Here is a 22,739-nt window from a genome sequence, read left to right on the forward strand (position 1 = left end):
CACTACAAAATAAGAAAAAGACAAGAAACAGAGAAATAGAATGTAAATTTATCAAGGGTTCTAGGGGTTAAAAGGGTCAAAAAGAGAGAAGTTTCTCAGTTTGGGTATAAGCTAACTTATTTTTCTTAATAAGGGGTTTAGGGGTTGTCTCTCTTCAAGTTGCATAATTCTACTCTAAAATGATTTTTGAGAGGTCCTTAGTTGTCATCCTGCCAGTAACCATTTAAACTGCGATGTATACAGCTCCCGGTATATACCACCTGTGGCCATTAACTCTTCGTGAGTACCTGATTCCTTTATTTGCCCTTCATCCACTACCATTATTCGATCAGCATTGCGTATAGTAGATAGCCGGTGAGCTATGATGAACGAAGTGCGCCCTTCCAGCAGGCGCTCCAACCCCATTTGTACCAGGCGTTCAGTATGTGTATCTATGCTTGAAGTAGCTTCATCCAATATAAGTATACGCGGGTTAGCCAGGAGTGCACGAGCAAAAGATATAAGTTGACGTTGTCCCACCGACAGTCTGGAACCTCGTTCTTTAACTTCAGTAAAATAACCATTTTTAAATTCCCTTATGAAATCATCAGCACATACTGCTTTAGCTGCTGCTATTACTTCTTCATCCGTTGCGTCTAACTTACCATAGCGGATGTTATCCATTATAGTACCAGAAAAAAGGAAAGTATCCTGCAACACTATACCCAGCTGACTACGAAGCGACTCCAGCGTTACGTCCCGGACATCGAATCCGTCTATCAATACCCTTCCTCCTGTTACATCGTAGAAACGAGCCAGGAGATTTATTATAGTAGACTTGCCCGCGCCAGTTGGTCCTACTAATGCTATATTCTCTCCAGGCTGAACCACAAAACTTACATCTCTCAGTACTGGCTTATCTGGTTCATAGTAAAAATAGACATGGTCGAATTCCACATGCCCTTTTATAGGTGGAAGTACGATAGCGTCTGGTTTATCAGCAACCTCGGGTTCAGTATCCAGTATTTCAAATATGCGCTCAGCTGACGCCATAGCTATGAGAAGCTGATTGTAGAAGTTACTCATGGTGGAAAGCGGCATCCAGAATCGGCCTATATAACTGGTGAACGCCACCAGCGTACCCACAGTTACTTCTCCTCTCGTTACCATACCAACTCCTACCACAAACACCAGCGCATTACCCACTGCTCCCATAATATTTAAAAGAGGCCAGAAAGCGTTATTGACCCGTATAGCGTTCATGTGAGCTGTTTTTATATCACCATTCAACTCTAAAAATATCTTCTCATTCACGTCTTCCTGCACAAAGGCCTGAGTAACACGCATACCTGATATGTTTTCTTGCAAATAAGCGTTCATATTGGAGTTCTTCTGCCGCACTATCTGCCAGCGTTCCCTTATAACACTGCGCAGACCAAACATTATTGCCACAAGAGCCGGCAACAGGAGAAACGATACCAGTGTAAGACGCACATTCATACTGAACATGATAACGATTATAGCTATTAACATTATAAAATCATTGATCACGTTGATGAGACCATTGGTCAGAAGGTCGTTTAGAGAATTAACATCATTTACCAACCGCATCATGATTTTACCTGCTGGTCGGCTGTCAAAAAAGGTAAACGACAGACCCTCTATGTGCTGAAATAAATCCATACGCATGTTATATAACATGCGCTGACCCATACCGGTCATCATAGTAACACGCTTGCGGTTTATAAAGTAAATGGCCACAGTAAGAGCAGCAAATACCAGAGTAAGGTAAATCATGCCCTTTATATCACCGGCGGCTATGTAATTATCTATGGCCAACTTTATTATGTAAGGGCCGGCTAACCCAAATAGCGTTGCTACCAGCATAAGCATGAAAGCCGCAAGCAAGTGTTTTCTAAAAGGACCCAGATATCCTAACAGACGAATAAATTGATCTTTGTTGAATGGCCTACGGAGTGGTTCGTCATCAAAAAATCTATTTACCCTAGCCATAATACCTCATCCTCATCATCAGTCACTAACTCTGGAGCAACGTTTTCTGCCACCAGGTCCTTATATTGCTCTTTAAATATCTCATAATAAAAACCTCTAGCTTGGAGCAGTTGATCATGGCTACCACGTTCAACTATACGGCCTTTCTCCAGAACGATAATCTCATCAGCGTCTTTTACTGCCGAGATGCGGTGGGCTATAATAAACGTAGTACGGCCCACCATAAGGCGTTTGAGTGCCTGCTGTATCTCGTGCTCAGTTTCCATATCCACGTTGGATGTGGCATCATCCAGTATCAACACAGGCGCATTTATGAGTAATGCCCGGGCGATGGCTATACGTTGTTTCTGACCTCCTGACAAACCCACTCCTCGTTCACCTACTATCGTGTCATAGCCCTGAGGCATCTCCATTATGAAATCATGAGCACGAGCTGCTTTAGCTGCCGCTACAATCTCATCCATTGATGCATTATCATTACCATAGGCTATATTATTAGCTATGGTATCAGAGAACAGAAATGTTTCTTGCATGACCACCGATACATTGCGGCGCAATGTTTTTAAGTCCCAGTCTCTTACATCCACACCATCTACCAGAACCCGTCCTTTTTGAGGATCATAGAAACGACATATCAAGTTTACTATAGAGGTCTTACCTGCTCCGGTGGCACCCATTATAGCCACTTTTTTGCCCGCCGGAGCATCTATATTTATATCTTCAAGCACTATATCCCCCCCATACTTAAAAGTTACCCTATCAAAACGTACATCGCCTCGCACTTTATCCGGTTTATAGGCATTTGGCTTGACTGGCATCGAAACATTTGTATCCAGAAGATTGAATATTCGCTGACCCGAGGATATGGCCCATCCAGTCAGGTTGAGTAACATTCCCAGCTGGCGCATAGGCCATATTAAAGACCAGAGATAACCGTTAAAGGCTACCAATATGCCCACAGTCATTTCCCCTCTCATTACTAACCATCCACCATAGGATACCAGTGCCACCACACTCATGCTGCTTAAAAATTCAAGCAGTGGTCCAAAACGGCCGTTCAGCAATCCTGCTATCATGTTTTTTTCATAGACCTTACTATTCTCAGCTCGAAACCGCTCTATTTCGTATTTCTCACGAGCAAAAGCTTTCACCACTCGTATGCCGGTTATGTTCTCCTGGAGAAAGCGGTTGAAGGCTGCCATCTGGTGGCGTATATCGCTATGTGCTTGCTTTACCTTTTTTTCAAAGCTTACAGCCGTTATAGCCAAAAGTGGCGAAAAAGATAGACATACCAGGGTTAGCTTAGCATTCATATTAAAAAGAACAATAGTCACACCTACAAAGGTTACCATGCTAGATACCAGCATGGGAAAACCTCCCACCATAAAGACCCGTACCCCCTCCAGGTCACCAGTCAGGCGCGACATAAGCTCACCTGTATGTGCCTCATCATAAAAGGAAAAAGAGGCTTGTTGAAGATGATTATACATATCATGGCGAATAGAATAAATGACTTTTTGAGAAAGGTCCTCAAAGGAATAGCCGTGGGTATATTGCAGTACAGATCCCACAACACTTGCTGTCACAAGACCCACAGTTAATAACCGCAATAAGTCAAGTTCTCCGGCTCTTATGACTCTGTCTATCAATAATCCTGTCAGGTAGGGGCCAACCATACCCACCCCTACCGCAGCCAGAAGGACAATAGTAGTCAGTATAAACTGTAATTTATAAGGTCGTACATAAGTCCACAACCGCTTAAAAACATCCATAAACCTGCCCTCTTCTTACATCATTGGTAGATCCCGACGTCAAGACAAAAAGAGATTTTTAAGGTAAATTGTTCCAGCCTGTTTGTTTTTCTTTTCTCCCCCCCGGCCCTGAGTGCGCTTCCCGGAGGGGTTCCGGGTTCAGAGGATTTGCGAAGCCTCTCTGCGAAAATACTATCAAATAGCCAATCTCTGCCATCTCTACTGATTTTCATAAGAAGTAGATTATAATCCTCACCCTCTTTTACTACCCACAGCAACAGGAAGAGCAAGGAGGTTCCATAAGTTCAAATTGTCTATGTATTATTATTTCGGTATTCATTAGCTCTATCATTTTATGCTTTTCCTTATTGTCTGTTTCTATAACGTGGTCCTCTTTCCAGTTCCTTAATGTTCAGCCTCGCTTTCTTATCACTAAATATCAATGGTAGTTCCTTAAATAGTTATTTCTTCTGCCTTATTATCTGGTCGGGGCGTATCTGTGTACTCACCTGGATACTCTTTACATAGTCTCCCCTCATTCAGTACCTCTTTTGTTATACTAACCTTTAGTGCTGCATCATAATAATACTACCCATTTCCTTACTCTCTCCATCCTGTACATCTACAGGATAAATACAGCTTGCTCTTCTTTCCAGCTCAAGAGGTCCCTTACATTTTAGTCTATGACCAAATATAATAAAAGTCCGAATCAACACAAAAACAAATTATTTTAAAAAAAGAACCTAGCTAAATTTAAAGCTAAGGGGGTAGGAAAATAAATACCGCCAAAATTGACAGGCTGGATATAATTACCAGCAAGTGATAGCTCTGAGCCATCTTATGTGCTCGGGAAAATAGAAAGTCCTCCTCAAGCTCAAGGCCGGGAAAGAAAGACTATGAGAACTGTTGAGATGATGAGGAAACCGCCCACTTCTACGGCAAAAAGGGGACTTGACTATGCCTGAAATCTTTAATCAGACATCCATAAGTTTATGGTTCAAAGAAATCCACCACATTCCCTAATACCGGAGAAGGAATAGAGAAGCTCCTTCTTGCTCTCCAGAAGATAAATCCTTCCTTAATTAGTGAAAGGAGAGAAGGATATGAAAGGCCTTTAGTAGCGGTTTCATCCTCTCAAAATTCCCCTATGTCAGTAGTCAGCCCCACCAGAAGTAAGGGCCTACCTCGAGTCTCAGAGAGGCTAGCTAAAACTGATGCTACAGATGCTCATCTCATAGCTGAATATGCTTTCTTAATACCCTTTCAGCCATAAGGTGTAACCCGGTAATTAGAGAATTTCATGAACACTTATAGAGAAAGAAAAAGCCTCTAAAGTAACTAAACTCTCGCATGAGGAAGCTTCTTGCTATCATAAATGCCATGGTAAGAGATAATACTCTCTGACAAGAATTTTCTCTCCCAGAGATGGAGATTCTTGTCATCTGCATCGTGACATCTATCACAGTTAATGCGAGTTCGCCTTTTCGCTGAGAGAGGACTTTTCTCCCGGCAATCTTCGTCTTTCAAGCTTTTTTAATTTTACGCCGCAGGCCGTCCGGTGGTAATCCCGAGTTTTAGTACAATGTACCTTGCTTTTTGAAATGAGAAAAGGAACCCTCCCCCTTCCGTCATTTTAAAAACTTTCTATCGGAAATCCACATACTTTTGTCCTTAATAACATGGACTCCTGATAAATACATTCAGAGTGACGAAAAAGAGGGGTGCCGCGAGCACTGAGGAAAATGTTCTTTCCTCAGTGGTTTTTGCTCTCTTACTTTTTGTCCTTCATGTTTTTCGCTTACACCGTGGGCTGTCTGTTTTTCAAACAGCCTCCAGTTAGCGTTTGACATCAAGAGTCGGATTAGGCTAAAATGGGTTTGTAGTATAGTGAGCGTAATTCAATAAAACATTTAAGAGGGAGGGATCTGAATGGCACAAAAAACAAGGGAGTTAGTTAAAGACATTGCCGACGAGCTAATTAGATTGCTCAACAAAGCCTACGCAGACGAGCTAATAGCCTACTTTTATTACAAAACCGCAGCTCTATTGGTCAAAGGTATCCATGCCAATACAATCGCCGATCAGCTGGAGGAAATCGCCCAAGAAGAGCTCGAACACTCAGAAGAACTAGCCGAACGAATTATCCAGCTGGGAGGAGAACCGCTGGATGACTGGGATGCTATTACCAAAAACGCGAATTATCCCAAAATAGATATACCTGAAGACAGATCCGATTATGTGGGAATACTGAAAGCAGTACACGTGGCAGAGCAAGGAGCCATAGGAGTTTATGATGACCTCATGAAATTCCTACAGTCTTCTCAAACCAAAGACCCTGTCACTACACATCTCATCCGGCACATAATGGGAGAAGAGATGCACCACGAAGAAGAAATTGAAACTTTACTGGGACTGTAAGCAAGGCCTAAAAAAAGAAGGGGTTTTGACCCCTTCTTTTTTTAGATAACCCTCCTCATGTAGCCTCCAAAAGTTATCAGAGTTGTAAACCACTTTTTTCTCACCTGGGGGTTTTTTAATCCAAAGATGATAGTGTCAGAAAAGCAGCCTCTCCCTTCTTGACTTTACCCTGGGGTGTGCTATATTACTTGTACATTCAGAATAAGAAACGGCTGAGAAAGAGAGTAGTAGGGGGAAAGGAGAAATAACAGAAAGCCGGGTTATGTGGAAGCCGGTATTTCTTCTTCCTGAATCCGCTCTGGAGCCGAGGGAAGGAAAACAAGTAATTCCCTCCGCCTTAAGCGTTAAATAAACGAGGGTGGATAAAACCACCGAATGAGGGTGGCACAGCGAGAAACTCTCGCCCCTGGGGGCGAGAGTTTTTTGTTATATACTATAAAGCGAGGAAGGAGAAACGTAGTGAAAACACCTTTTTTGATAGCTCCCTGCTCTACCCCAACCCCCCGGAGGGCGTTTCAAGGTAGAGCGCAGAAAATCACCTGTTACCAGGATGAAGCTTTTAAAGCACTCCTCGGGAGGGTAACGGGGGGTTTGCAGGATGTTTTTCAAACCAAGAACGAAGTTTTGATCCTTCCCGGGGGAGAAACTGGCGCTTTAGAGGGAGCAGTGGTTAACTTTTTCTCTCCTCAGGATAAAGTACTATTCGGAATAATGGGAGAGAGCGGAAATCGATGGGCTCAGATTGCAGAACGGTTCGGCCTTCAGGTGCTTCGCCTGGGAAGTGAACGGGGTGAGGTAATAACTGCCCCGGATGTGGAGCTTCTCTTGCGAAGTGAGGCAGGAAAAGACATAAAAGGAGTTTTCATTACCCATAATGAAATTTCCACCGGAGTAGTAGCTGATATCGAAAGGTTAGGGAAAGTGTGTCAGAAACACCATCTCCTCTTTTTAGTAGATGCCCTGAATTCTTTAGGAGTTGTTGATTTAAAAACCGATGAATGGGGAGTAGATGTAGTGGTTGCTTCCCCGAAAAACCTGATAGCTCCAGATCCTTATCTTTCCCTTTTCAGCGTAAATGATAAAGCCTGGAAATATAATGCCAAAGCTCGTTGTCCTCGTTACTACTGGGATTTGGCTCAGACGCGAAAATATTTCCACCACCCTACTCCAGAAAGTCCCTGTATTCCGGTATCCTTCCTTTTCGGTCTGGATGAAACTGTGCAGACAATCAAAAAAGAGGGTTTGGAGAATATTTTTTCCCGCCGGCAAAAACTCTCCCAGATGTTAAGGCGGGGAATAGAAGCTTTAGGCTTAGAGTTACTGGTAAAAGATGAATATATTGCTTCTCCCTCGGTTACCGCTATAAAAGTTCAAGAAGAGGTAGAAGCAGAACAAATCACTTCTTTCCTCAAGGAAGAAGGAATAACAACAATAGGAGGCGAGGCTAAACTTCAGGGAAAAATAATTTTAATAGAACATTCAGATTGTTTTTGTGCTTTCGATATTGCTAATATAATTGCCACTCTGGGTAGAGCCTTAAAAGCTCAGGGAGTGGCGGTGGATTTAGCTAAAAGCTTAACCCGAGTTTGGGAGGTGTATGATAATGAGTGAAAAAATCAAAATTTTGGGAGCAGCAGGAATTCCTAAAGAAATGGTAGAAAGGTTAGAACAAGAAATAGGCCCGGTAGAAGTTCTATCCTCCGATAGCGAGGAAGAAATCATAAAAGCTATTCAAGATAAGCAGGTCTTTGTTGTTCGCTCCAAACCGAAAGTTACCGCTCACATTATTCAGAATGCTCCTCAACTAAAAGTGATAGCTCGACCGGGAGTGGGAACGGACAACATCGACCGCAAAGCCTGTGAAGAGCGAGGTATCAAAGTGGTCAACACCCCGGAGGCTTCTGCTTCCAGCGTAGCAGAACTCACCATCGGGCTGGCTATCGCCCTTCTGCACTATATCTATCCTACCTGCCATTCCCTGAAGGAAGGAAAATGGTTAAAGGGAGAATACACAGGAAAAACAATAGAAGGTAAAACCTGGGGAATAATAGGATTCGGAGGCATCGGTCGGCGAGTAGCGGAAATAGTTAAAGTTCTACGAGCTGAAGTCCTGGCCTATGACCCCTACGTTCCTGATGAGGAATTTACCAAAAGAGGAATAAAAAGGATTACGCGATTAGAAGAGCTGCTGGAGCAAAGCGACATCGTGTCCATACATGTAGTTCTTAATCAGGAAACAGAGGGAATGTTTTCTGAAGAAGTTTTACACAAAATGAAAAAGGGAGCATATCTCATAAACACCTCTCGAGGGAAAGTTATAAACCAGAAAGCCTTGGGAAAAGCACTAGAGGAAGGATATCTGGGAGGAGCAGCGTTAGACGTTTACGAGGTGGAGCCTCCTATGGACCAGGAGCTCCTCTCTCTCCCCAATTTGATTTGCACTCCTCACATCGGGGGAAGTACGGAAGAAGCTTTTTCGAACGCCACAGAAATTCTGGTTAGAAAAATTAAAGAAATATTTCACATCAAAGAGACAGCTCCTTTAGGCTCTTGAGGGATAGAAATGAATAAATTTGAAATTTTAGACCATACCGCTGATGTGGGATTAGTAGCCTGGGGAGAGACCAAAGAAGAGGTATTTGCCAATGCCGCTCTGGGAATGTTTTCTCTCATCTGCAATGTAGAGGAAGTGAACGGAGGATTTACTACCCAGGTAGAAGTGGAAGGAAGTGATTATGAAGATCTACTGGTCACCTGGCTCAACGAGCTTCTTTACCTTTTTGAAGCTGAGGAAGTACTATTGAAAGAGTTTAACATTCAAGAATTAGGACAATATTACCTCAAAGCCCAAGTAGAAGGAGAGCCTCTCGATACTCAAAAACACCACGTTCAGCGGGTAGTCAAAGCCTGTACCTATTACGAGGTAAAGGTAGAAGAAATAAGACCCCAGCTCTGGCGAGCCCAAGTTTATTTTGATATTTGAAAAGGAGGACTTATACCATGGCTGAGGCCTGGAAAGGACCATTGCAAAAAGTCGACGATTGGCGGTGGCTAATTCCCCGCAGCTACAAAAAGGGGATGCTCACCGACGGCATGATTTATGCCAGTGAAAAGATGATTTCTGCCATTCGCAAAGATCAGGCACCGGAGCAGGTGGCCAACGTAGCCTGTCTTCCGGGAATTGTGGGACGCTCTTTAGCCATGCCCGATATTCACTGGGGATATGGTTTCCCAATTGGCGGAGTGGCAGCTACCCAGGAGAAGGGGGGAGTCATTTCTCCTGGAGGAGTAGGTTTTGATATCAACTGTGGAGTGCGGGTGATAAAAACCAACCTCACCGAAGAAGAGGTAAGGCCACATCTTGAGAAACTCCTTTCCCTTCTTTTTACTAATATCCCCTCGGGAGTAGGTTCCAAAGGCAAACTCTCCTTCTCCATCCCCGAGTTAGAAAAAGTTCTGGAAAAAGGAGCACGCTACATCATCAGCCGGGGTTTTGGATTTAAAGAGGATGAAGAAAACATAGAAGAAAGGGGAGCTATGGAAGGCGCAGACCCGGAGACAGTGAGCAGCAAAGCTCGAGAACGGGGAAAAGGCCAATTAGGAAGCCTGGGTTCGGGAAACCACTTTTTAGAGTTAGAAGTGGTAGAGCGAGTTTTTCGTCCTGATTTAGCAGAGGTTTTTGGGCTTTTTCCCGGGCAGGTAATCATTATGGTACATACCGGAAGCCGGGGTTTAGGACACCAGGTATGCACTGATTATCTGGAAGAAATGCAAAAAGCCATGAACCGTTATGACATAAAAGTTCCCGACCGCCAATTGGCTTGCGCACCCTGTGATTCTCCAGAAGGAAGAAGATATTTTTCGGCTATGGCCTGCAGTGCCAACTTCGCCTGGGCTAATCGTCAACTCATCACCCACTGGGTGCGAGAAATTTTCGAGCAAGTTTTTCAGAAATCGGCTGCCAGTTTAGGAATGTTTACTCTATATGATGTGGCTCACAATATTGCCAAGTGGGAAGAGCACGAAGTGGAAGGACAAAAGATGAAGCTCTGCGTTCACCGAAAAGGCGCCACCCGGGCTTTCAGTGCCGGCAGTCCTGCTCTTCCTCCTCGCTATCGAGAGGTGGGTCAGCCAGTTTTAATTCCTGGAGACATGGGAACGGGCTCCTATATTCTCGTGGGAACAGAGTTAGCCATGCAAGAAACTTTCGGCTCCACCTGTCACGGGGCAGGTAGAGTGATGAGCCGCTCCGAAGCCGACCGGCGCTCTAGAGGAAGAAACATAGCTAATGAGTTAAAAGAGCGAGGAGTTTTAGTTCAAGCGGAAAGTAAAGCCACTTTGCGAGAAGAAATCCCGGAAGCGTACAAAGATGTAGGAGAAGTAGTAGAAGTGGTGGAAAGAGCGGGAATTTCAAAAAAAGTGGTTTATGCCCGCCCCTTAGGAGTAATCAAAGGATGAGAGGAAAAATAAAATGTTAGATTGGAAATGGATAAAAGAAAACAAAGAATCTGTGGAAGAAGCTCTGCAAAAAAGGGGAATGGATTCCGGGTTTCTGGAGGAGCTTTTCTCCTGGGATGAAGAAAGACGTGCTGCACAGCGAGAAGTAGATATCTTGCGCCAGAAGAGAAACGAGATTTCCCGGCTGATAGCTTCCCTGAAAAGAGAGGGCAAAGACCCTCAAGATGCACTTCAGGAAGGGGAAAAAATAGCGGGAAAAATAAAAGAAGAAGAGGAAAAACTCCGGGAAGCAGAGGAAAAATGGAGGGAGAAACTGCTCTTCCTCCCCAACATTCCTCATCCCACAGTCCCAGTAGGAAAAGATGAAAATGACAACCAAGAAGTAAAACAGTGGGGAGAGCCGCGACATTTTTCCTTTACCCCCCGTCCTCACTGGGAAATTGGGGAAGGATTGGATATTCTGGATTTTGAGCGAGGAGCAAAAATTGCCTCTTCTCGCTTTACCGTATTAAAAGGCGAGGGAGCATTCCTGGAGCGAGCACTCACTAACTTTATGTTAGACCTCCACACCCAAAAACACCACTACCGGGAAATATTTCCTCCTTTTTTAGTTAACACCAAATCTTTAATTGGCACCGGGCAGCTTCCCAAATTTTATGAAGACCTTTATCATTGTCAGGATGACCTTCACCTCATACCCACGGCAGAAGTCCCGGTTACCAATTTACACGCCGAAGAAATCCTCCGGGAAGAAGAGCTTCCCTTATATTACGTGGCTTATAGTGCCTGTTTTCGAAGAGAAGCAGGCTCTTATGGAAAAGATGTGAGAGGCTTAATCCGTCAACACCAGTTTAACAAAGTAGAGTTGGTGAAGTTCGCTCTTCCTGAAAACTCCTATGAAGAGCTGGAGACACTTCTTCAGGATGCCGAAGAAGTGTTGCAAATTCTCAATCTTCCCTATCGGGTGGTGGTATTGTGTACCGGTGATCTGGGTTTTTCCGCCAGCAAAACCTATGATATTGAGGTATGGATTCCTTCTCAAAATAGATACCGGGAAATTTCTTCTTGCAGTAATTTTGAAGATTTCCAGGCCCGGAGAGCCAATATCCGCTTTCGCGACCAGGGAGGCAAAGTGCGCTATGTGCACACTCTAAATGGTTCGGGATTGGCAGTGGGTAGAACTCTGGTAGCCATCCTGGAAAATTACCAGGAAGAAGATGGGACAGTGACCATTCCCGAAGCTCTCCGGCCTTATCTCAGGGGACTAAAATCTATAACCCCCCAATTTGAGGCTTGATAAATGGAGAAAATAGGAATAGGCATAGTGGGGTTTGGTTTTATCGGTCGGGTTCATACCCTCGCTTTCTCTTGCATTCCTTATTGTTATCATGACCTTCCCTGCCTTCCTGAAATTCGAGGAATAGCCACCTCTCGTCCTGAAACTGCCCAGAAAGTCAAAGAAGAGACCGGCGTTGCTTTTGTCACTTCTTCTTTTTCTGAGCTAATCAATCGAGAGGATATCGATATCGTGGTAGTTGCCCTTCCCAACGTCCTGCACCAGGAGGCAGTAAACAAAGCGGCTCGCGCTAAGAAAGCTATTTACTGCGATTAAACCTCTCTCCTCTAATTTAAAAGGAGCCCTGGCAATGGAGGAAGTGGTAAAAGAAGAAAATGTTCTCCTGGGAGTGGTTTTTCAGAATCGCTTTGTTCCGGCCCTTTGGCGGACTAAAGAGTTGATTCAGGAAGGGTTCTTAGGAGAAATTCTCCGGTTCCGAGCTTTGTATCTTCACTCCGGCTACTTAGATGTAGAGCGTCCCTGGAGCTGGCGTCTGGATGAGGAATTATCCGGTGGAGGGGCACTTCTGGATTTAGGCTCTCATCTTGTGGATCTCTTATTCTATTTAACAGGAGAAGAAGCAAACATCAAAGCTTCCTGGGGAAAGACTTTTATCCCCGAGAGAAATGGGAGAGATGTAAAAGTAGATGACTGGTCTTTGGTTCTTTTTGACCTAGCAGATGGTGGTGAAGGAAGCATAGAAAGTAGCCGGATATCCACAGGGAGTGCTGATGAGCTGAGATTAGAAATAGAGGGAAGGAAAGGCGCTATCCGGTATAATTCTATGCAACCCAATTATCTTGAGATTTACGACCTAAAAGATAAGGCTTCTCCCCTGGGAGGAAACAGAGGGTTTAAGGCACTGGAAACTATTTCTCAATTCCCTCCTCCTTTTGCCCTTCCGGGAAAATTCCCCCTGGGGTGGATAAATGCCCACATGGCTTGTGCTCATGACTTTCTACTGCGCTTTGCCGGAAGAGATGCCCGGGGAGCTACTTTAGAGGATGGAATAAAAGTACAGAAATTTATCGAAGATGCCTATCATTCCATGTCCGGGGGTTGAAGAAAGCTCTTCTTTTAAAGTATAATAAACAAGGAAACGGGGAGGGGTGTCCCGAATTGGCAAGGAGCCGGTCTTGAAAACCGGTAAGCCGAAAGGCGATGCGGGTTCGAGTCCCGCCCCCTCCGCCAGCAGAAAACCTCCTACCAACCTACCAATAAAAAGAATATCCTGCAGCGTGAGATAAAAAGAACTTATAAAGGGGATAAATCCCCCCCCATAACCCCTCAGAGCGTAAACAAAAAGCTATCGACATGAAAACTACCGGAAGAGAAAAACATCTCTCGGTAGTTACAAAAACAAAAGGGAAGCGAGATTGCAAAGACCTGGTGGTTAAATATGTATTTTTATCCTATCCTGGGCAAAGCTTGATAAGAAAGCAATAATATGCTAATATTTATTTCGCCTTGAGGGCCCATAGCTCAGCGGTAGAGCAGCCGGCTCATAACCGGTCGGTCCCTGGTTCGAATCCGGGTGGGCCCACCATTCTATTTGATGGAGAGAAGATGGAAAGATTAGAAACTGTAATTGGCTTCCTGGAAGCGATTTTTCCTTCCTCTCTTGCTTTCCCTTCTGATCCCACTGGTTTGCAAATTAAAGGGCAAGACCAGGTAGAAAAAATACTGGTAGCTTTAGAGCTAAATCCCCGGGTATTTCGTCAAGCGATAACAGAAAACTATGATTTTCTCTATCTTCATCACCCACCCATCTGGGAGCCTATTACTTCTCTTTCCATTGATGACCCGTGGCTATCTATGTTAGGAGAGCTTTATCACCAAAAAGTTTCCATCCTTGCCCATCATACCAACTTAGATAGTGCTAAAAATGGCCTGGCCGAACAGTGGATAAAGATTTTATCTCTGGAGGGAAAAATACAACCTCTCGAACCCCATTCCCTTCGGCAATTTAAAGTGGTTACTTTTGTCCCTCCTTCTCACCGAGATAAAGTACTAGAGGCCTGTTTTTCTTCTGGAGGGGGGAAAATAGGCAACTATGAAGAATGTAGTTTTCTTCTCTCCGGAAAAGGAACTTTTCGACCTCAAGAAGGAGCTCACCCTTTTTTGGGAAAAGTGGGAGAAAGAGAAGAGGCAGAAGAAATCAGGATAGAGGTCAACGTGGAAGAGAGTTTTTTGCCTCAGGTGGTAGAAAACATTTTTTCTTCTCATCCCTATGAGCAACCAGTTGTTGATGTCTACCCTCTTTTTTCCTCCGGAGACACGGGTTTAGGAAGGATGGTTACTCTCTCTTCCCCCGTTTCCCAGGAAGAGTTAGAAAAGAGAATCTCTCTTGCTTTTCCTCTGGTAGCTCACTATCCCGACATTGATTTTCCCATCCACTACCGAAAGATAGCTCTTTGCCCTGGAAGCGGGAAAAGTCTTTTAGAGAGAGTGATAAAAGAAAAACCTCAAGCTTTTTTGAGCGGAGACCTCTCCCATCATGATATAGCCAGGCTAAACCTGTGGGGTATAACTTATTACTCTATTCCTCACGAGGAAGGAGAAAGAAAAGCTTTAAAGGAAATATATAAATATCTGAAAGAGGAAGTTGATAAACAAGGATTAAAAGTAGAGTTAAATTTTGAAACCGAGGAAAAAAGAAATGAGTGAAATTTTAGAGACCCTTCTGGCTTTACAGGATATCGACCTCAAAATAGACAGCGAGAAGAGAAAAATAATCAAAAAAGAAGAAGAAATAGTCGATATTAATAAGCAATTAGAAGAACTAAAAGCCAACCTGGAAGAGAAGAAACATAATTTTGAAAAAGCACGCCTCCAGTTAGCCCGGGAAGAGCTGGAGTTGAAAGAGCTGGAAGAAAAATTAAAAGCCGCCAAAAATAAACTCTACAGCGGGGAAATCAGCTCTCCCAAAGAACTGTCTCAGTGGGAAAAAACAATGGAAAAATTAGAAGAAAGTAAAAGCTCCTTAGAAGATAGCGTTATCACTTCTTTAGAAAACGCTGAAGAATTACAGGAAGAAATTCAGGAAAAGACCCAATTTTATTCCCAAAAAGAGAAGAACCTTCTCCTCTTGCTCAATCAGTTGCAGGAAGAATTAGAAACCATAAGAAAATCAATTTCAGAAAAGGAAAGAGAAAGAGAAAAAATAATCGCTTCTCTATCCCAGGAAATAGTTTCCACTTATGAAGAATTGAGAAGAAAATTCCCTGACCCGGTCACTTATTTAAGTGGAGAAACCTGCGAAGGATGCAACCTAACCATCCCATTAGCTGCGGTTAAAGCTGTGCGTAAGGGAGAAGAATTAGTACGGTGCCCCAACTGTGGTCGATTCCTTAACCGAAAGTAAAGAGCTCATCGCTTTCATCGATGGAGCATCTAAAGGAAACCCCGGAGAGAGCTCTTATGCTTTTATATTGGGCAATGAAGAGGGAACTATCATCATGGAAACCGCTGCCCGAATCGGGATCGCCACCAACAATGAAGCAGAATATCGAGCTCTGCTTGCAGTGCTGGATCAGGTTTTAGAGCGAGGGGGAAAAAAACTTCGAGTTTTCTCCGATAGCCAGCTCCTTGTAAAACAAATAAACCATCTATATCAGGTAAAGTCTTCTCGCTTGCTTCCTCTTTATCAAGAAGCACAGAGAAAAATCCACAAACTCGGCCATTTTGAGATTTTCCACATACCCCGGGAAGAAAATCAAAAAGCTGACCGTCTGGCTTCGGAAATATTAACTCAGAAATTGAGTTTTAAAATAGGGAGAAAGTAGGCCGGACAACCGCGGGAGAAATCCTGAGGAAAGTCCGAGCTCCATAGAGCAGGGTACTGGGTAACGCCCAGGGGAGGTGACTCCCGGAAAGTGCCACAGAAAAGATACCGCCGAAAAAGGTAAGGGTGAAAAGGTGAGGTAAGAGCTCACCAGGCGCCAGGTGACTGGCGCGCTTGGCAAACCCTACCCGGAGCAAGGCCAAATAGGAAGGGATGAGGTGGCTCGCTGACCTTCGGGTTGGCCGCTTGAGGGGTTAGGTAACTAACCCCCCAGACAGATGGTTGTTGTTCCCTGCGGGGAATACAGAACTCGGCTTACAGGCCTACTTTCTCCTCCCCATAACCGAATACATAGCCACAGAGACCACAATTATTAAACCCTACACCAGTTGAGTCCAGAATCCGGTCATGCCCATAGCAATGATTCCTGCTTCCAACATGCCGATGATTATAGAGCCCATAAAAGTACCAAAAATCGTTCCCACTCCTCCGGTTACTGGAGTTCCTCCCAGAAATACGGCTGCCATGGTTTTTAACATGTACCCTTGCCCCAGAGTAGGCCAAAAATAAACTACTTCCAAACTGGCCAACACTCCAGCAAAAGCAGCGAAACCCCCCATTTGGGTAAAAACGAACATTCTTACCCGATCCACATTAACTCCCATGACTCGGGCACTTTGAGGATTGTCACCGGTAAAATAAATATGAGCTCCAAAGCGGTGATGATTCAAAATTAACCAGAGTATAAAAGCAATAGCCGCCATCCAGAGCATCTGAGCTGGCAGTTTCCCTCCAATTCTACCCACGAGCACTGGATACAATGGACTGGCTTTGGTAGGAACTAAAGTTTTTCCCAGTCCTCCACTTAAAACCTGGGTAACACCAGCCCAGAAGAATTGAGTACCAATGGTCACCACGAGAGAAGGAAGGTCTAACTTTACTATCAACAAACCGTTCATCAACCCTGCTCCCAATCCTACCAGGACAGAAATCAGCAAGGCCAATCCTACACTTTGAGTACCATGAAAAGCCACAGTAAACACATATCCGGCAAACCCCATGATGGAGGGAAAAGAAAGGTCCATCTCCCCGCATATTACCACCAGCGTCAAAGAGAGCGCTAAAATACCAAAAAAGGGGATATTGGACATAAAAGCATAGTAGATGTTAGGAGAAAGAAAGGTCTGAGGACTACCGACAATAAAAAGGACTAAAACCCCCAGAAAAACCAACATAACACTAACTTGTAGCCGATGCCGAGAAAAAAAGCTTTGCTCCGTTTTCATCAAGAATCCCCCTACTATAATCCAGAATTTTAGGGGTAGAGAAAGAATTATCTGAAAAGTTCTTTCTCTACCCTTATATTAAAAACTTTGTTCTAACTGTTCTAGGTTAAAGATCCAAATTTCTTTAAGGCATGAGAGATTGAAGATCATTGTTTCCTTCTGGAGCTGAAGGTGAAGACCCCTCTCCCCGATTATTAAGGCTTCCCGTCTGAGCCACCAGGTATAATTTATCTACCAATTCCTCGAGAGTAACCTCTGCTTTTTGGAACTCACCCACCACCCTACCCCGATCCAGAATCACTATGCGGTCAGCCACCGGATAAACGTGATAAATGTTGTGGGTAATAAATATAGCAGATTTTCCCTGTCTCTTGATATCTTCCACAAAATTCAGCACCTTCTGTGTCTCAGAAAGAGAAAGACCGGTGGTAGGCTCATCCAGGATGATAAGGTCGGCCTGGAAATGCAGAGCTCGGGCAATAGCTACTCCTTGCTTTTCTCCCCCCGAGAGGCCTCTTACTTCAGAATCTACCGAGAGAGCAGAAGAAGTGAAGCCCATAAGCTCTTTCATGATTCTTTCTGTTTCTTCTCTTTCTCTCTGGATATCAATAAGTCCCCCAGGTTTGGTTATTTCTCTTCCCATAAATATGTTTCTCCATATAGTATGCTGCTCACACAGGGCCCTTTCTTGAAAGACAGTCTCAATCCCCAGCTCTCGAGCTTTGGCAACTGAGTAATCTTCCAGTTTCTGCCCTTTCCAGTAGATCTCTCCCCGGTCAGGACGGTGGACTCCGGTCAAAATCTTAATCAAGGTAGATTTACCAGCTCCGTTGTCTCCTAAAAGACCCACTACTTCATTGTACCCTACTTCAAAGTTAACGTCTCGCAATACCTCTACATGCCCAAAAGATTTACAAATATTTACCATTTTAACCAGAACTTCAGATGGGTCAGCCAATTATCTGATTCCCTCCTCTACTAAAGGAGCAATTTCTTCCACGTTTCCAGCATGGACCAAGCCTGACCCGGTGTCAATGTGAAGTCCGGAAAACTTATACTTGATGGTCATGCACAGCTGCAAAACGGGAAGATAGCCTTGTAGAAATTGCTGCTGGTCCAGAACCAAATCGGTATATCCACTTCGAATAGCTTCCAAAGTAGCAGATGAAAGGTCAAAACCAGCTCCTACCACATCATCCGGTCCTAAACCGGCAGCCTGGCAGAAAGTCTGCAAAGTAGCAGTTAAAGAACCATGGTCGGTAACTACCAATTTTACATCAGGATGAGAAGAGACATAACCGGTAAAAATCGGAACTCCTAAAGGAGCATCGGCATTGACCTCAGGAGAAATTTCTATGTAGTCTACCGTTAGTCCTGCTTCTTCCAGAGCATCGATGACTCCCTTGGTTCTTAATCCTCGAGTGGGTTGAGAGAGCAACCCCCAAACCATAGCTCGATCTCCAGATTTTAAATCAAACATCTCCACACATCCCTTACCCAGGGTAACTCCTGATTCATAAAGCTCCTGCCCTACATAGCCAAATCCGCGAGCTTTATACTTTTCTTCCGCCCGGGGAAGGGTGGTATTTTGAGAAGTCACTATGATGCCTTTGCTGAAAGCTTCATCGATATGAGTTTCCAGAGCATCATCACCGGGGTGCCCCATGATGGCAATACCATCCACATCGGAAGCTACTGCTTCTTTGAACTGGACCACCATTCTCTCCGGATCCCAACCGGAAAAGACATATTCCACAGTGCATCCCAGGTCTTCTTCGGCAAACTGAGCCCCTTTATAAACTACGCTGGCAAAGGGATCTCCTGGAGCGCCTCCGCAGAAGAAACGCACTTTAATCCCTTCAAATCTCTTGCCCTCGGCAAAAGCAAAACTACTACCCAATACCAGTAAACCTATCACCAGAAACACCACTAACCAACGAGTTCTTTTCATGAGTTAAACCTCCTTTTAGATTTTAAATATAAACTACTTAAAGCTATTTTTAACTCCCCGAAAAATTTAAAAACCTTCACCTCCTTCACTATTATTTTACCCTAAAAACTGAGGGGATAGTAACCATATTTTTTGACCGTTTCTAAAAAAGTAAGGAAATTCTCGAGAGGAGTATCCAACTGCACGTGATGGGTGGGAGAAATAATAAAACCTCCTCCCGGAGCCATCACTTTCAGTCTTTCCCGGGTTTCTTTTTCTACTTCTTCTGTGGTTCCAAAAGGAAGAGTGTGTTGCTCATCAATAGTCCCCCAGAAAGAGAGCTTGTTTCCATAGCGCTCTTTCAAAAAAGCGGGGTCCATGGCCCGGGGCTGCACAGGGTTGAGAACGTCTATACCTATTTCTATTAATTCAGGAATAATGGGGTAAATATTTCCATCGCTATGATAAGCGATTTTTAGATGGGGATTGATATTTTTTAATTCCCGGCAGATGGTAGCCATTCGGGGTTTCAAGTATTTTCGCCACAACTCCGGAGAAATTAACATCCCCTTCTGCGAACCCACATCGTCTCCCAACCAGATACCATCAACTCCCATTTCCACCAGCCTTTTAGCCGCCTCTAAGTGAAAATGAAAAGGGATATCCAGAACATAATTGGCTTTTTCTTCATCCTCTATCATATCCATAAGTAATTGATCCATCCCCCGCAAATACCAGGCAGCCTCAAAAATAGTGCATACCGTAACTCCCAGTATAAAATATTTCTCACCATATTTTTCCATCACCCTTCCTAAAGGAGTGTAAAGCTCCTCTCGGTAAGGGTCGGGAGGAACATACTGGTAGAGCTTATCACAAGCTAAAGGATGTTCAGCTATTTCAGTATAGTGACCCACTCCAAAGGGAGTTTCATATTCTACCTGCCGCCATCTTATTCCCCAATCGCAGATGTATTCCCTCTCCTCTGAAGCGTAGAAAGAGTTACCTATCCCTACTGCATACTGAATTATATCCAATCCCAGAGTTTCTTCTAAATCGTGAATTTCTCCTCCATGAGGATTGGAAAAGTGAGAAGGTAAGCCAAAATAGTTTCGCAGGCGCTGGGCAAATTCAGGAGTAAAACTGGCTGTAACCGGCACCCGGTCTGGTTCACGATGCTCGAGAGCAATTTTCACTCTTTCCCTGGAGTTCATCCCACCTCTCCTCCATTCCTCCCCTGCCTCATGGGGCAGGGGAGGAGGATTTGACCTATTCTTCCACCAAAAACTTGTAAATAGTTACTGTAGAATAAACTTCACCCGGTCTTAAAACCGTGGAGGGGAAGTCGGGATGATTAGGAGAATCAGGATAGTGCTGAGTCTCCAGGCAAAAACCGGAAAATTGTCCATAGAGCTTGCCCTCTTTCCCCCGAGTGTTCACCCAATTTCCAGTGTAAAGCTGCACTCCAGGTTCAGTAGTGTAAACTTCCATTACCCGGCCAGTGCTGGATTCTTTTGCTCGAGCAGCTAAAGCCAACTCTCCGGTCTGGTTATTGAGCACAAAGTTGTGATCATAACCTCTAAAAGGATCATCGCCCTCTTCCCGAATCAACTCCCCAATCCGCTCTCCTATTTTGTGGGGAGTGGTAAAATCAAGAGGAGTTCCCGCTACTGGAGCAATTCCTGTAGGAATAAGCGTATCATCGGCAGGCGTATAGTTATCGGCCACAATCATTAGCTCGTGGTCTAAGATATCACCTGAACCTTCTCCGGCAAGGTTGAAATAACTATGATTGGTTAAATTAACTACTGTAGGTTTATCGGTGGTGGCCAGATATTTTATTTTCAATTCGTTATCGTCAGTTAATGTAAAAGTAACGCTCACCTGCAAGTTGCCCGGATATCCTTCTTCTCCATCATGGCTCAAATATTTAAACCGGACTGCCGGGCCTTCAGGAGTTTTCATAGGAATACCTTCAAATATCTGGTCCTTAAATCCTTTTAAGCCTCCGTGCAAATGGTTAGGACCATTATTCTGCGCCAGAGTATAAGTTTTCTCATCCAGAGTAAATTGGCCACCGGCGATTCGGTTACCATAGCGCCCTATTGTAGCACCAAAATAAGGATTATAAGGGTCCGGTTTCTCATAATCGGATACACTATCGAAACCTAACACTACATCACCTAAGTTGCCTTCTTTATCCGGGACATAAAGAGATACTACTGTAGCCCCGTAGTTGGTCAACTGCACCATAACTCCATTGTCATTTGTGAGAGTATAAAGGTATATAGGTGCTCCTTCTTTTGTGTTTCCCCAGAAAGACTTTTCCACTTCTCCAGCAAAAGCCACGGCACTAACCCCCCACACCAGTAACAAAACCACTAACAAACTGACTATCTTCTTCATGATCTACTTTCCTCCTTTAAAGCATTTTAACTTTGCACAAGCTAAAACCCAGAATATAGTTAACTTTCCTACCTCACCTCCTTTTGTTCAGCAATAGACAACGAAAATTCCTCCCTGGTGTCTTTCTCTGAAAACTGATAACTTAAAGAAGCATGCCTTGTTACGCATTGTTCAAAGCTCAAAAGGTCTCCATCCAGATTTTCGGAAAAAACGGGAATAATGGGAAGAAAAATGTTTTTGTTGGGAGGATTTTCTTCAAATAGCAGGAACTTAGCCAAAAACACCAGAGTTAAATATCCTTGCAGATAAGGAGCCTGAAAAAGACAGCAATCAATGATTCCTTCTTTGATGTAGGGAATCCATCCCTCTCCCAGGTCGTTACCTACCACCACCAGATCTTTTTTCCCTTTTTCTTTTAAAGCTTTTCCCACTCCTATATTGCCAAAAGCGGTAGAAACAAAAATACCCAGTAAATCTTTTTCTTCGAGGAGCTTATCTTTAGTAATTTGATAAGCCTCTTCGTCATCTTTGGCCTCCACTACCTGAGAAACATCCAAAGGAAGGCCCTTCTTGTGGACAAAATCGATTAATCCTTGCCATCGACCCATATGGGAAGGGGCTCTTTTGTTACTGGTCAAGATGCTAATTTTCCCTTCTTTATCGTTCAAGAGATTATTAAATATTCTTCCTGTTGCTTTGCCTGCCTGATTCAAGTTTTGCCCTACATAGAAAAGCCTCTTGCTCAAAGGTGCATCCACATTAAAAGTAGCCACCGCTACATTCTGGAGATAAAAAGCGTTAATGAAGTAATCTAACTGGGTAAAATCAGCGGGAACGAGGGCTAAACCATCTATGTTTCCTTTTTGCAGAATATTTTCCAACAACTGGTTTTGCTGAGTCAAATTGTGGCCGGCAGTGCGAAAAACTTTTATCTCTATCCCAAAGTGCTGTAATAATTCCTGGGCGTCCTCGACACCTTTCTCAACTCTTTCCCAGAAGTAATCATTCTCGGGGAAAATAACTACCATATTTTTAGACTCTCCATTTAATAGATTAAGAGAGGGCCAGCGGAAATAGCCCATATTTTGAGCCTTTATTATAATCTTTTTCCGTAAATCAGGACTAACTCCTTTTTCACCGTTTAAGGCCCGGCTCACAGTAGCTACTGAAACATTTAGTTCTTGAGCTATGTCCTTGATTGTAACTTTTTTTCTCACACTGTAATCCTTAAGATAAATTTTTACTCCAAAATAATAACACTATCCTAAAAATCTGTCAAATTCTTTTATCACTACGCTACGGAAAAGGTCGGTATGTTACAAAGTCCCTTTGTTTTCCCGTCCGCCACAGTTAACTGCAAAAACCACGGCAACCTCTATAC

General features: G+C 43.8%; 19 protein-coding genes, 2 tRNA genes, 1 other RNA gene, 1 pseudogene and 1 other annotated feature. Of the genes and pseudogenes, 15 read left to right on the forward strand and 8 right to left on the reverse strand.

Annotation, left to right across the window (positions count from 1 at the left end; all coding sequences use genetic code 11):
• Positions 1 to 204 precede the first annotated feature (204 nt).
• Positions 205 to 1,992, reverse strand: coding sequence for an ABC transporter ATP-binding protein (locus GXZ17_RS04010; RefSeq protein WP_409376001.1), 1,788 nt, complete (start codon positions 1,990 to 1,992; stop codon positions 205 to 207).
• Complete coding sequence (locus tag GXZ17_RS04015) at positions 1,980 to 3,764, reverse strand: ABC transporter ATP-binding protein (RefSeq protein WP_409376002.1); 1,785 nt, start codon at positions 3,762 to 3,764, stop codon at positions 1,980 to 1,982. Before GXZ17_RS04015 ends, GXZ17_RS04010 begins: the two co-directional genes overlap by 13 nt.
• A 997-nt stretch (positions 3,765 to 4,761) precedes the next feature.
• Between GXZ17_RS04015 and GXZ17_RS04020 the strand changes: the two are divergent.
• The 15 genes and pseudogenes from GXZ17_RS04020 to rnpB all read left to right on the forward strand — a co-directional run.
• Positions 4,762 to 5,016, forward strand: a pseudogene (locus tag GXZ17_RS04020) (transposase); the annotation flags it as partial.
• 656 nt (positions 5,017 to 5,672) lie between these two features.
• A complete protein-coding gene (locus tag GXZ17_RS04025) occupies positions 5,673 to 6,161 on the forward strand; it encodes a ferritin-like domain-containing protein (protein WP_409376003.1) in 489 nt (162 codons plus the stop codon).
• Between the two features lie 205 nt (positions 6,162 to 6,366).
• Positions 6,367 to 6,572 (forward strand) — a binding site (T-box leader).
• A gap of 48 nt (positions 6,573 to 6,620) precedes the next feature.
• On the forward strand, positions 6,621 to 7,772 hold the full coding sequence (locus GXZ17_RS04030) for a pyridoxal-phosphate-dependent aminotransferase family protein (RefSeq protein WP_409376004.1): 1,152 nt from the start codon (positions 6,621 to 6,623) through the stop codon (positions 7,770 to 7,772).
• Positions 7,765 to 8,715: a hydroxyacid dehydrogenase gene (locus tag GXZ17_RS04035; protein ID WP_409376005.1), complete on the forward strand. Its 951-nt coding sequence runs from the start codon at positions 7,765 to 7,767 to the stop codon at positions 8,713 to 8,715. Before GXZ17_RS04030 ends, GXZ17_RS04035 begins: the two co-directional genes overlap by 8 nt.
• 9 nt (positions 8,716 to 8,724) lie before the next feature.
• Complete coding sequence (locus GXZ17_RS04040) at positions 8,725 to 9,144, forward strand: archease (RefSeq protein ID WP_409376006.1); 420 nt, start codon at positions 8,725 to 8,727, stop codon at positions 9,142 to 9,144.
• Between the two features lie 17 nt (positions 9,145 to 9,161).
• Entirely contained in the window at positions 9,162 to 10,619 is a 1,458-nt protein-coding gene (locus GXZ17_RS04045) for an RtcB family protein (RefSeq protein ID WP_409376007.1), read from the forward strand.
• Positions 10,620 to 10,632: 13 nt separating this feature from the next.
• Positions 10,633 to 11,916, forward strand: coding sequence for a serine--tRNA ligase (gene serS, locus GXZ17_RS04050; protein ID WP_409376008.1), 1,284 nt, complete (start codon positions 10,633 to 10,635; stop codon positions 11,914 to 11,916).
• 3 nt (positions 11,917 to 11,919) lie between these two features.
• A complete protein-coding gene (locus GXZ17_RS04055; RefSeq protein ID WP_409376009.1) occupies positions 11,920 to 12,231 on the forward strand; it encodes a Gfo/Idh/MocA family protein in 312 nt (103 codons plus the stop codon).
• Positions 12,232 to 12,265: 34 nt separating this feature from the next.
• Positions 12,266 to 13,018, forward strand: coding sequence for a Gfo/Idh/MocA family protein (locus GXZ17_RS04060; RefSeq protein ID WP_409376010.1), 753 nt, complete (start codon positions 12,266 to 12,268; stop codon positions 13,016 to 13,018).
• A gap of 40 nt (positions 13,019 to 13,058) precedes the next feature.
• A tRNA-Ser gene (locus tag GXZ17_RS04065) sits at positions 13,059 to 13,146 on the forward strand.
• Between the two features lie 280 nt (positions 13,147 to 13,426).
• Positions 13,427 to 13,501 (forward strand) — tRNA-Ile (locus GXZ17_RS04070).
• A gap of 20 nt (positions 13,502 to 13,521) precedes the next feature.
• Entirely contained in the window at positions 13,522 to 14,622 is a 1,101-nt protein-coding gene (locus tag GXZ17_RS04075) for a Nif3-like dinuclear metal center hexameric protein (RefSeq protein ID WP_409376011.1), read from the forward strand.
• Positions 14,615 to 15,319, forward strand: coding sequence for a zinc ribbon domain-containing protein (locus GXZ17_RS04080; RefSeq protein WP_409376012.1), 705 nt, complete (start codon positions 14,615 to 14,617; stop codon positions 15,317 to 15,319). The genes GXZ17_RS04075 and GXZ17_RS04080 overlap by 8 nt, the downstream gene beginning before the upstream one ends.
• On the forward strand, positions 15,294 to 15,740 hold the full coding sequence (locus GXZ17_RS04085; RefSeq protein ID WP_409376013.1) for a ribonuclease HI family protein: 447 nt from the start codon (positions 15,294 to 15,296) through the stop codon (positions 15,738 to 15,740). Before GXZ17_RS04080 ends, GXZ17_RS04085 begins: the two co-directional genes overlap by 26 nt.
• Positions 15,734 to 16,073: RNase P RNA component class A (gene rnpB, locus GXZ17_RS04090), an RNA gene on the forward strand. The genes GXZ17_RS04085 and rnpB overlap by 7 nt, the downstream gene beginning before the upstream one ends.
• Before the next feature lie 46 nt (positions 16,074 to 16,119).
• Here the strand turns inward: rnpB and GXZ17_RS04095 are convergent.
• The 6 genes from GXZ17_RS04095 to GXZ17_RS04120 form a co-directional block, all read right to left on the reverse strand.
• Positions 16,120 to 17,025, reverse strand: a complete 906-nt coding sequence (locus GXZ17_RS04095) for an ABC transporter permease (protein ID WP_409376014.1) — start codon at positions 17,023 to 17,025, stop codon at positions 16,120 to 16,122.
• Positions 17,026 to 17,149: 124 nt separating this feature from the next.
• Positions 17,150 to 17,983, reverse strand: coding sequence for an ATP-binding cassette domain-containing protein (locus tag GXZ17_RS04100; protein ID WP_409376015.1), 834 nt, complete (start codon positions 17,981 to 17,983; stop codon positions 17,150 to 17,152).
• Entirely contained in the window at positions 17,984 to 18,976 is a 993-nt protein-coding gene (locus tag GXZ17_RS04105) for a substrate-binding domain-containing protein (protein WP_409376016.1), read from the reverse strand. It abuts the gene before it with no gap.
• A gap of 101 nt (positions 18,977 to 19,077) precedes the next feature.
• A complete protein-coding gene (locus GXZ17_RS04110; protein WP_409376017.1) occupies positions 19,078 to 20,166 on the reverse strand; it encodes a uroporphyrinogen decarboxylase family protein in 1,089 nt (362 codons plus the stop codon).
• A 55-nt stretch (positions 20,167 to 20,221) separates the two neighbouring features.
• Positions 20,222 to 21,358 carry an aldose epimerase family protein gene (locus GXZ17_RS04115; protein WP_409376018.1) on the reverse strand — a complete coding sequence of 379 codons (1,137 nt, stop codon included), beginning with the start codon at positions 21,356 to 21,358 and terminating at the stop codon, positions 20,222 to 20,224.
• 68 nt (positions 21,359 to 21,426) lie between these two features.
• Positions 21,427 to 22,575, reverse strand: coding sequence for a substrate-binding domain-containing protein (locus GXZ17_RS04120; RefSeq protein ID WP_409376019.1), 1,149 nt, complete (start codon positions 22,573 to 22,575; stop codon positions 21,427 to 21,429).
• Positions 22,576 to 22,739: the final 164 nt, after the last annotated feature.

The organism is Candidatus Sordicultor fermentans, assembly GCF_012728195.1.
In the GTDB taxonomy this organism is placed as follows: domain Bacteria; phylum Atribacterota; class Atribacteria; order Atribacterales; family Caldatribacteriaceae; genus Sordicultor; species Sordicultor fermentans.

Bases quoted from the DNA above. Each gene is read 5' to 3' on its own strand.
- GXZ17_RS04055 (WP_409376009.1), top strand. From the start codon at position 11,920: ATGGAGAAAATAGGAATAGGCATAGTGGGGTTTGGTTTTATCGGTCGG.
- GXZ17_RS04040 (WP_409376006.1), top strand. From the start codon at position 8,725: ATGAATAAATTTGAAATTTTAGACCATACCGCTGATGTGGGATTAGTA.
- serS (WP_409376008.1), top strand. From the start codon at position 10,633: ATGTTAGATTGGAAATGGATAAAAGAAAACAAAGAATCTGTGGAAGAA.
- GXZ17_RS04105 (WP_409376016.1), bottom strand. From the start codon at position 18,976: ATGAAAAGAACTCGTTGGTTAGTGGTGTTTCTGGTGATAGGTTTACTG.
- GXZ17_RS04110 (WP_409376017.1), bottom strand. From the start codon at position 20,166: ATGAACTCCAGGGAAAGAGTGAAAATTGCTCTCGAGCATCGTGAACCA.
- GXZ17_RS04045 (WP_409376007.1), top strand. From the start codon at position 9,162: ATGGCTGAGGCCTGGAAAGGACCATTGCAAAAAGTCGACGATTGGCGG.
- GXZ17_RS04115 (WP_409376018.1), bottom strand. From the start codon at position 21,358: ATGAAGAAGATAGTCAGTTTGTTAGTGGTTTTGTTACTGGTGTGGGGG.
- GXZ17_RS04015 (WP_409376002.1), bottom strand. From the start codon at position 3,764: ATGGATGTTTTTAAGCGGTTGTGGACTTATGTACGACCTTATAAATTA.
- GXZ17_RS04025 (WP_409376003.1), top strand. From the start codon at position 5,673: ATGGCACAAAAAACAAGGGAGTTAGTTAAAGACATTGCCGACGAGCTA.
- GXZ17_RS04075 (WP_409376011.1), top strand. From the start codon at position 13,522: ATGGAAAGATTAGAAACTGTAATTGGCTTCCTGGAAGCGATTTTTCCT.
- GXZ17_RS04095 (WP_409376014.1), bottom strand. From the start codon at position 17,025: ATGAAAACGGAGCAAAGCTTTTTTTCTCGGCATCGGCTACAAGTTAGT.
- GXZ17_RS04060 (WP_409376010.1), top strand. From the start codon at position 12,266: ATGGAGGAAGTGGTAAAAGAAGAAAATGTTCTCCTGGGAGTGGTTTTT.
- GXZ17_RS04080 (WP_409376012.1), top strand. From the start codon at position 14,615: ATGAGTGAAATTTTAGAGACCCTTCTGGCTTTACAGGATATCGACCTC.
- GXZ17_RS04010 (WP_409376001.1), bottom strand. From the start codon at position 1,992: ATGGCTAGGGTAAATAGATTTTTTGATGACGAACCACTCCGTAGGCCA.
- GXZ17_RS04035 (WP_409376005.1), top strand. From the start codon at position 7,765: ATGAGTGAAAAAATCAAAATTTTGGGAGCAGCAGGAATTCCTAAAGAA.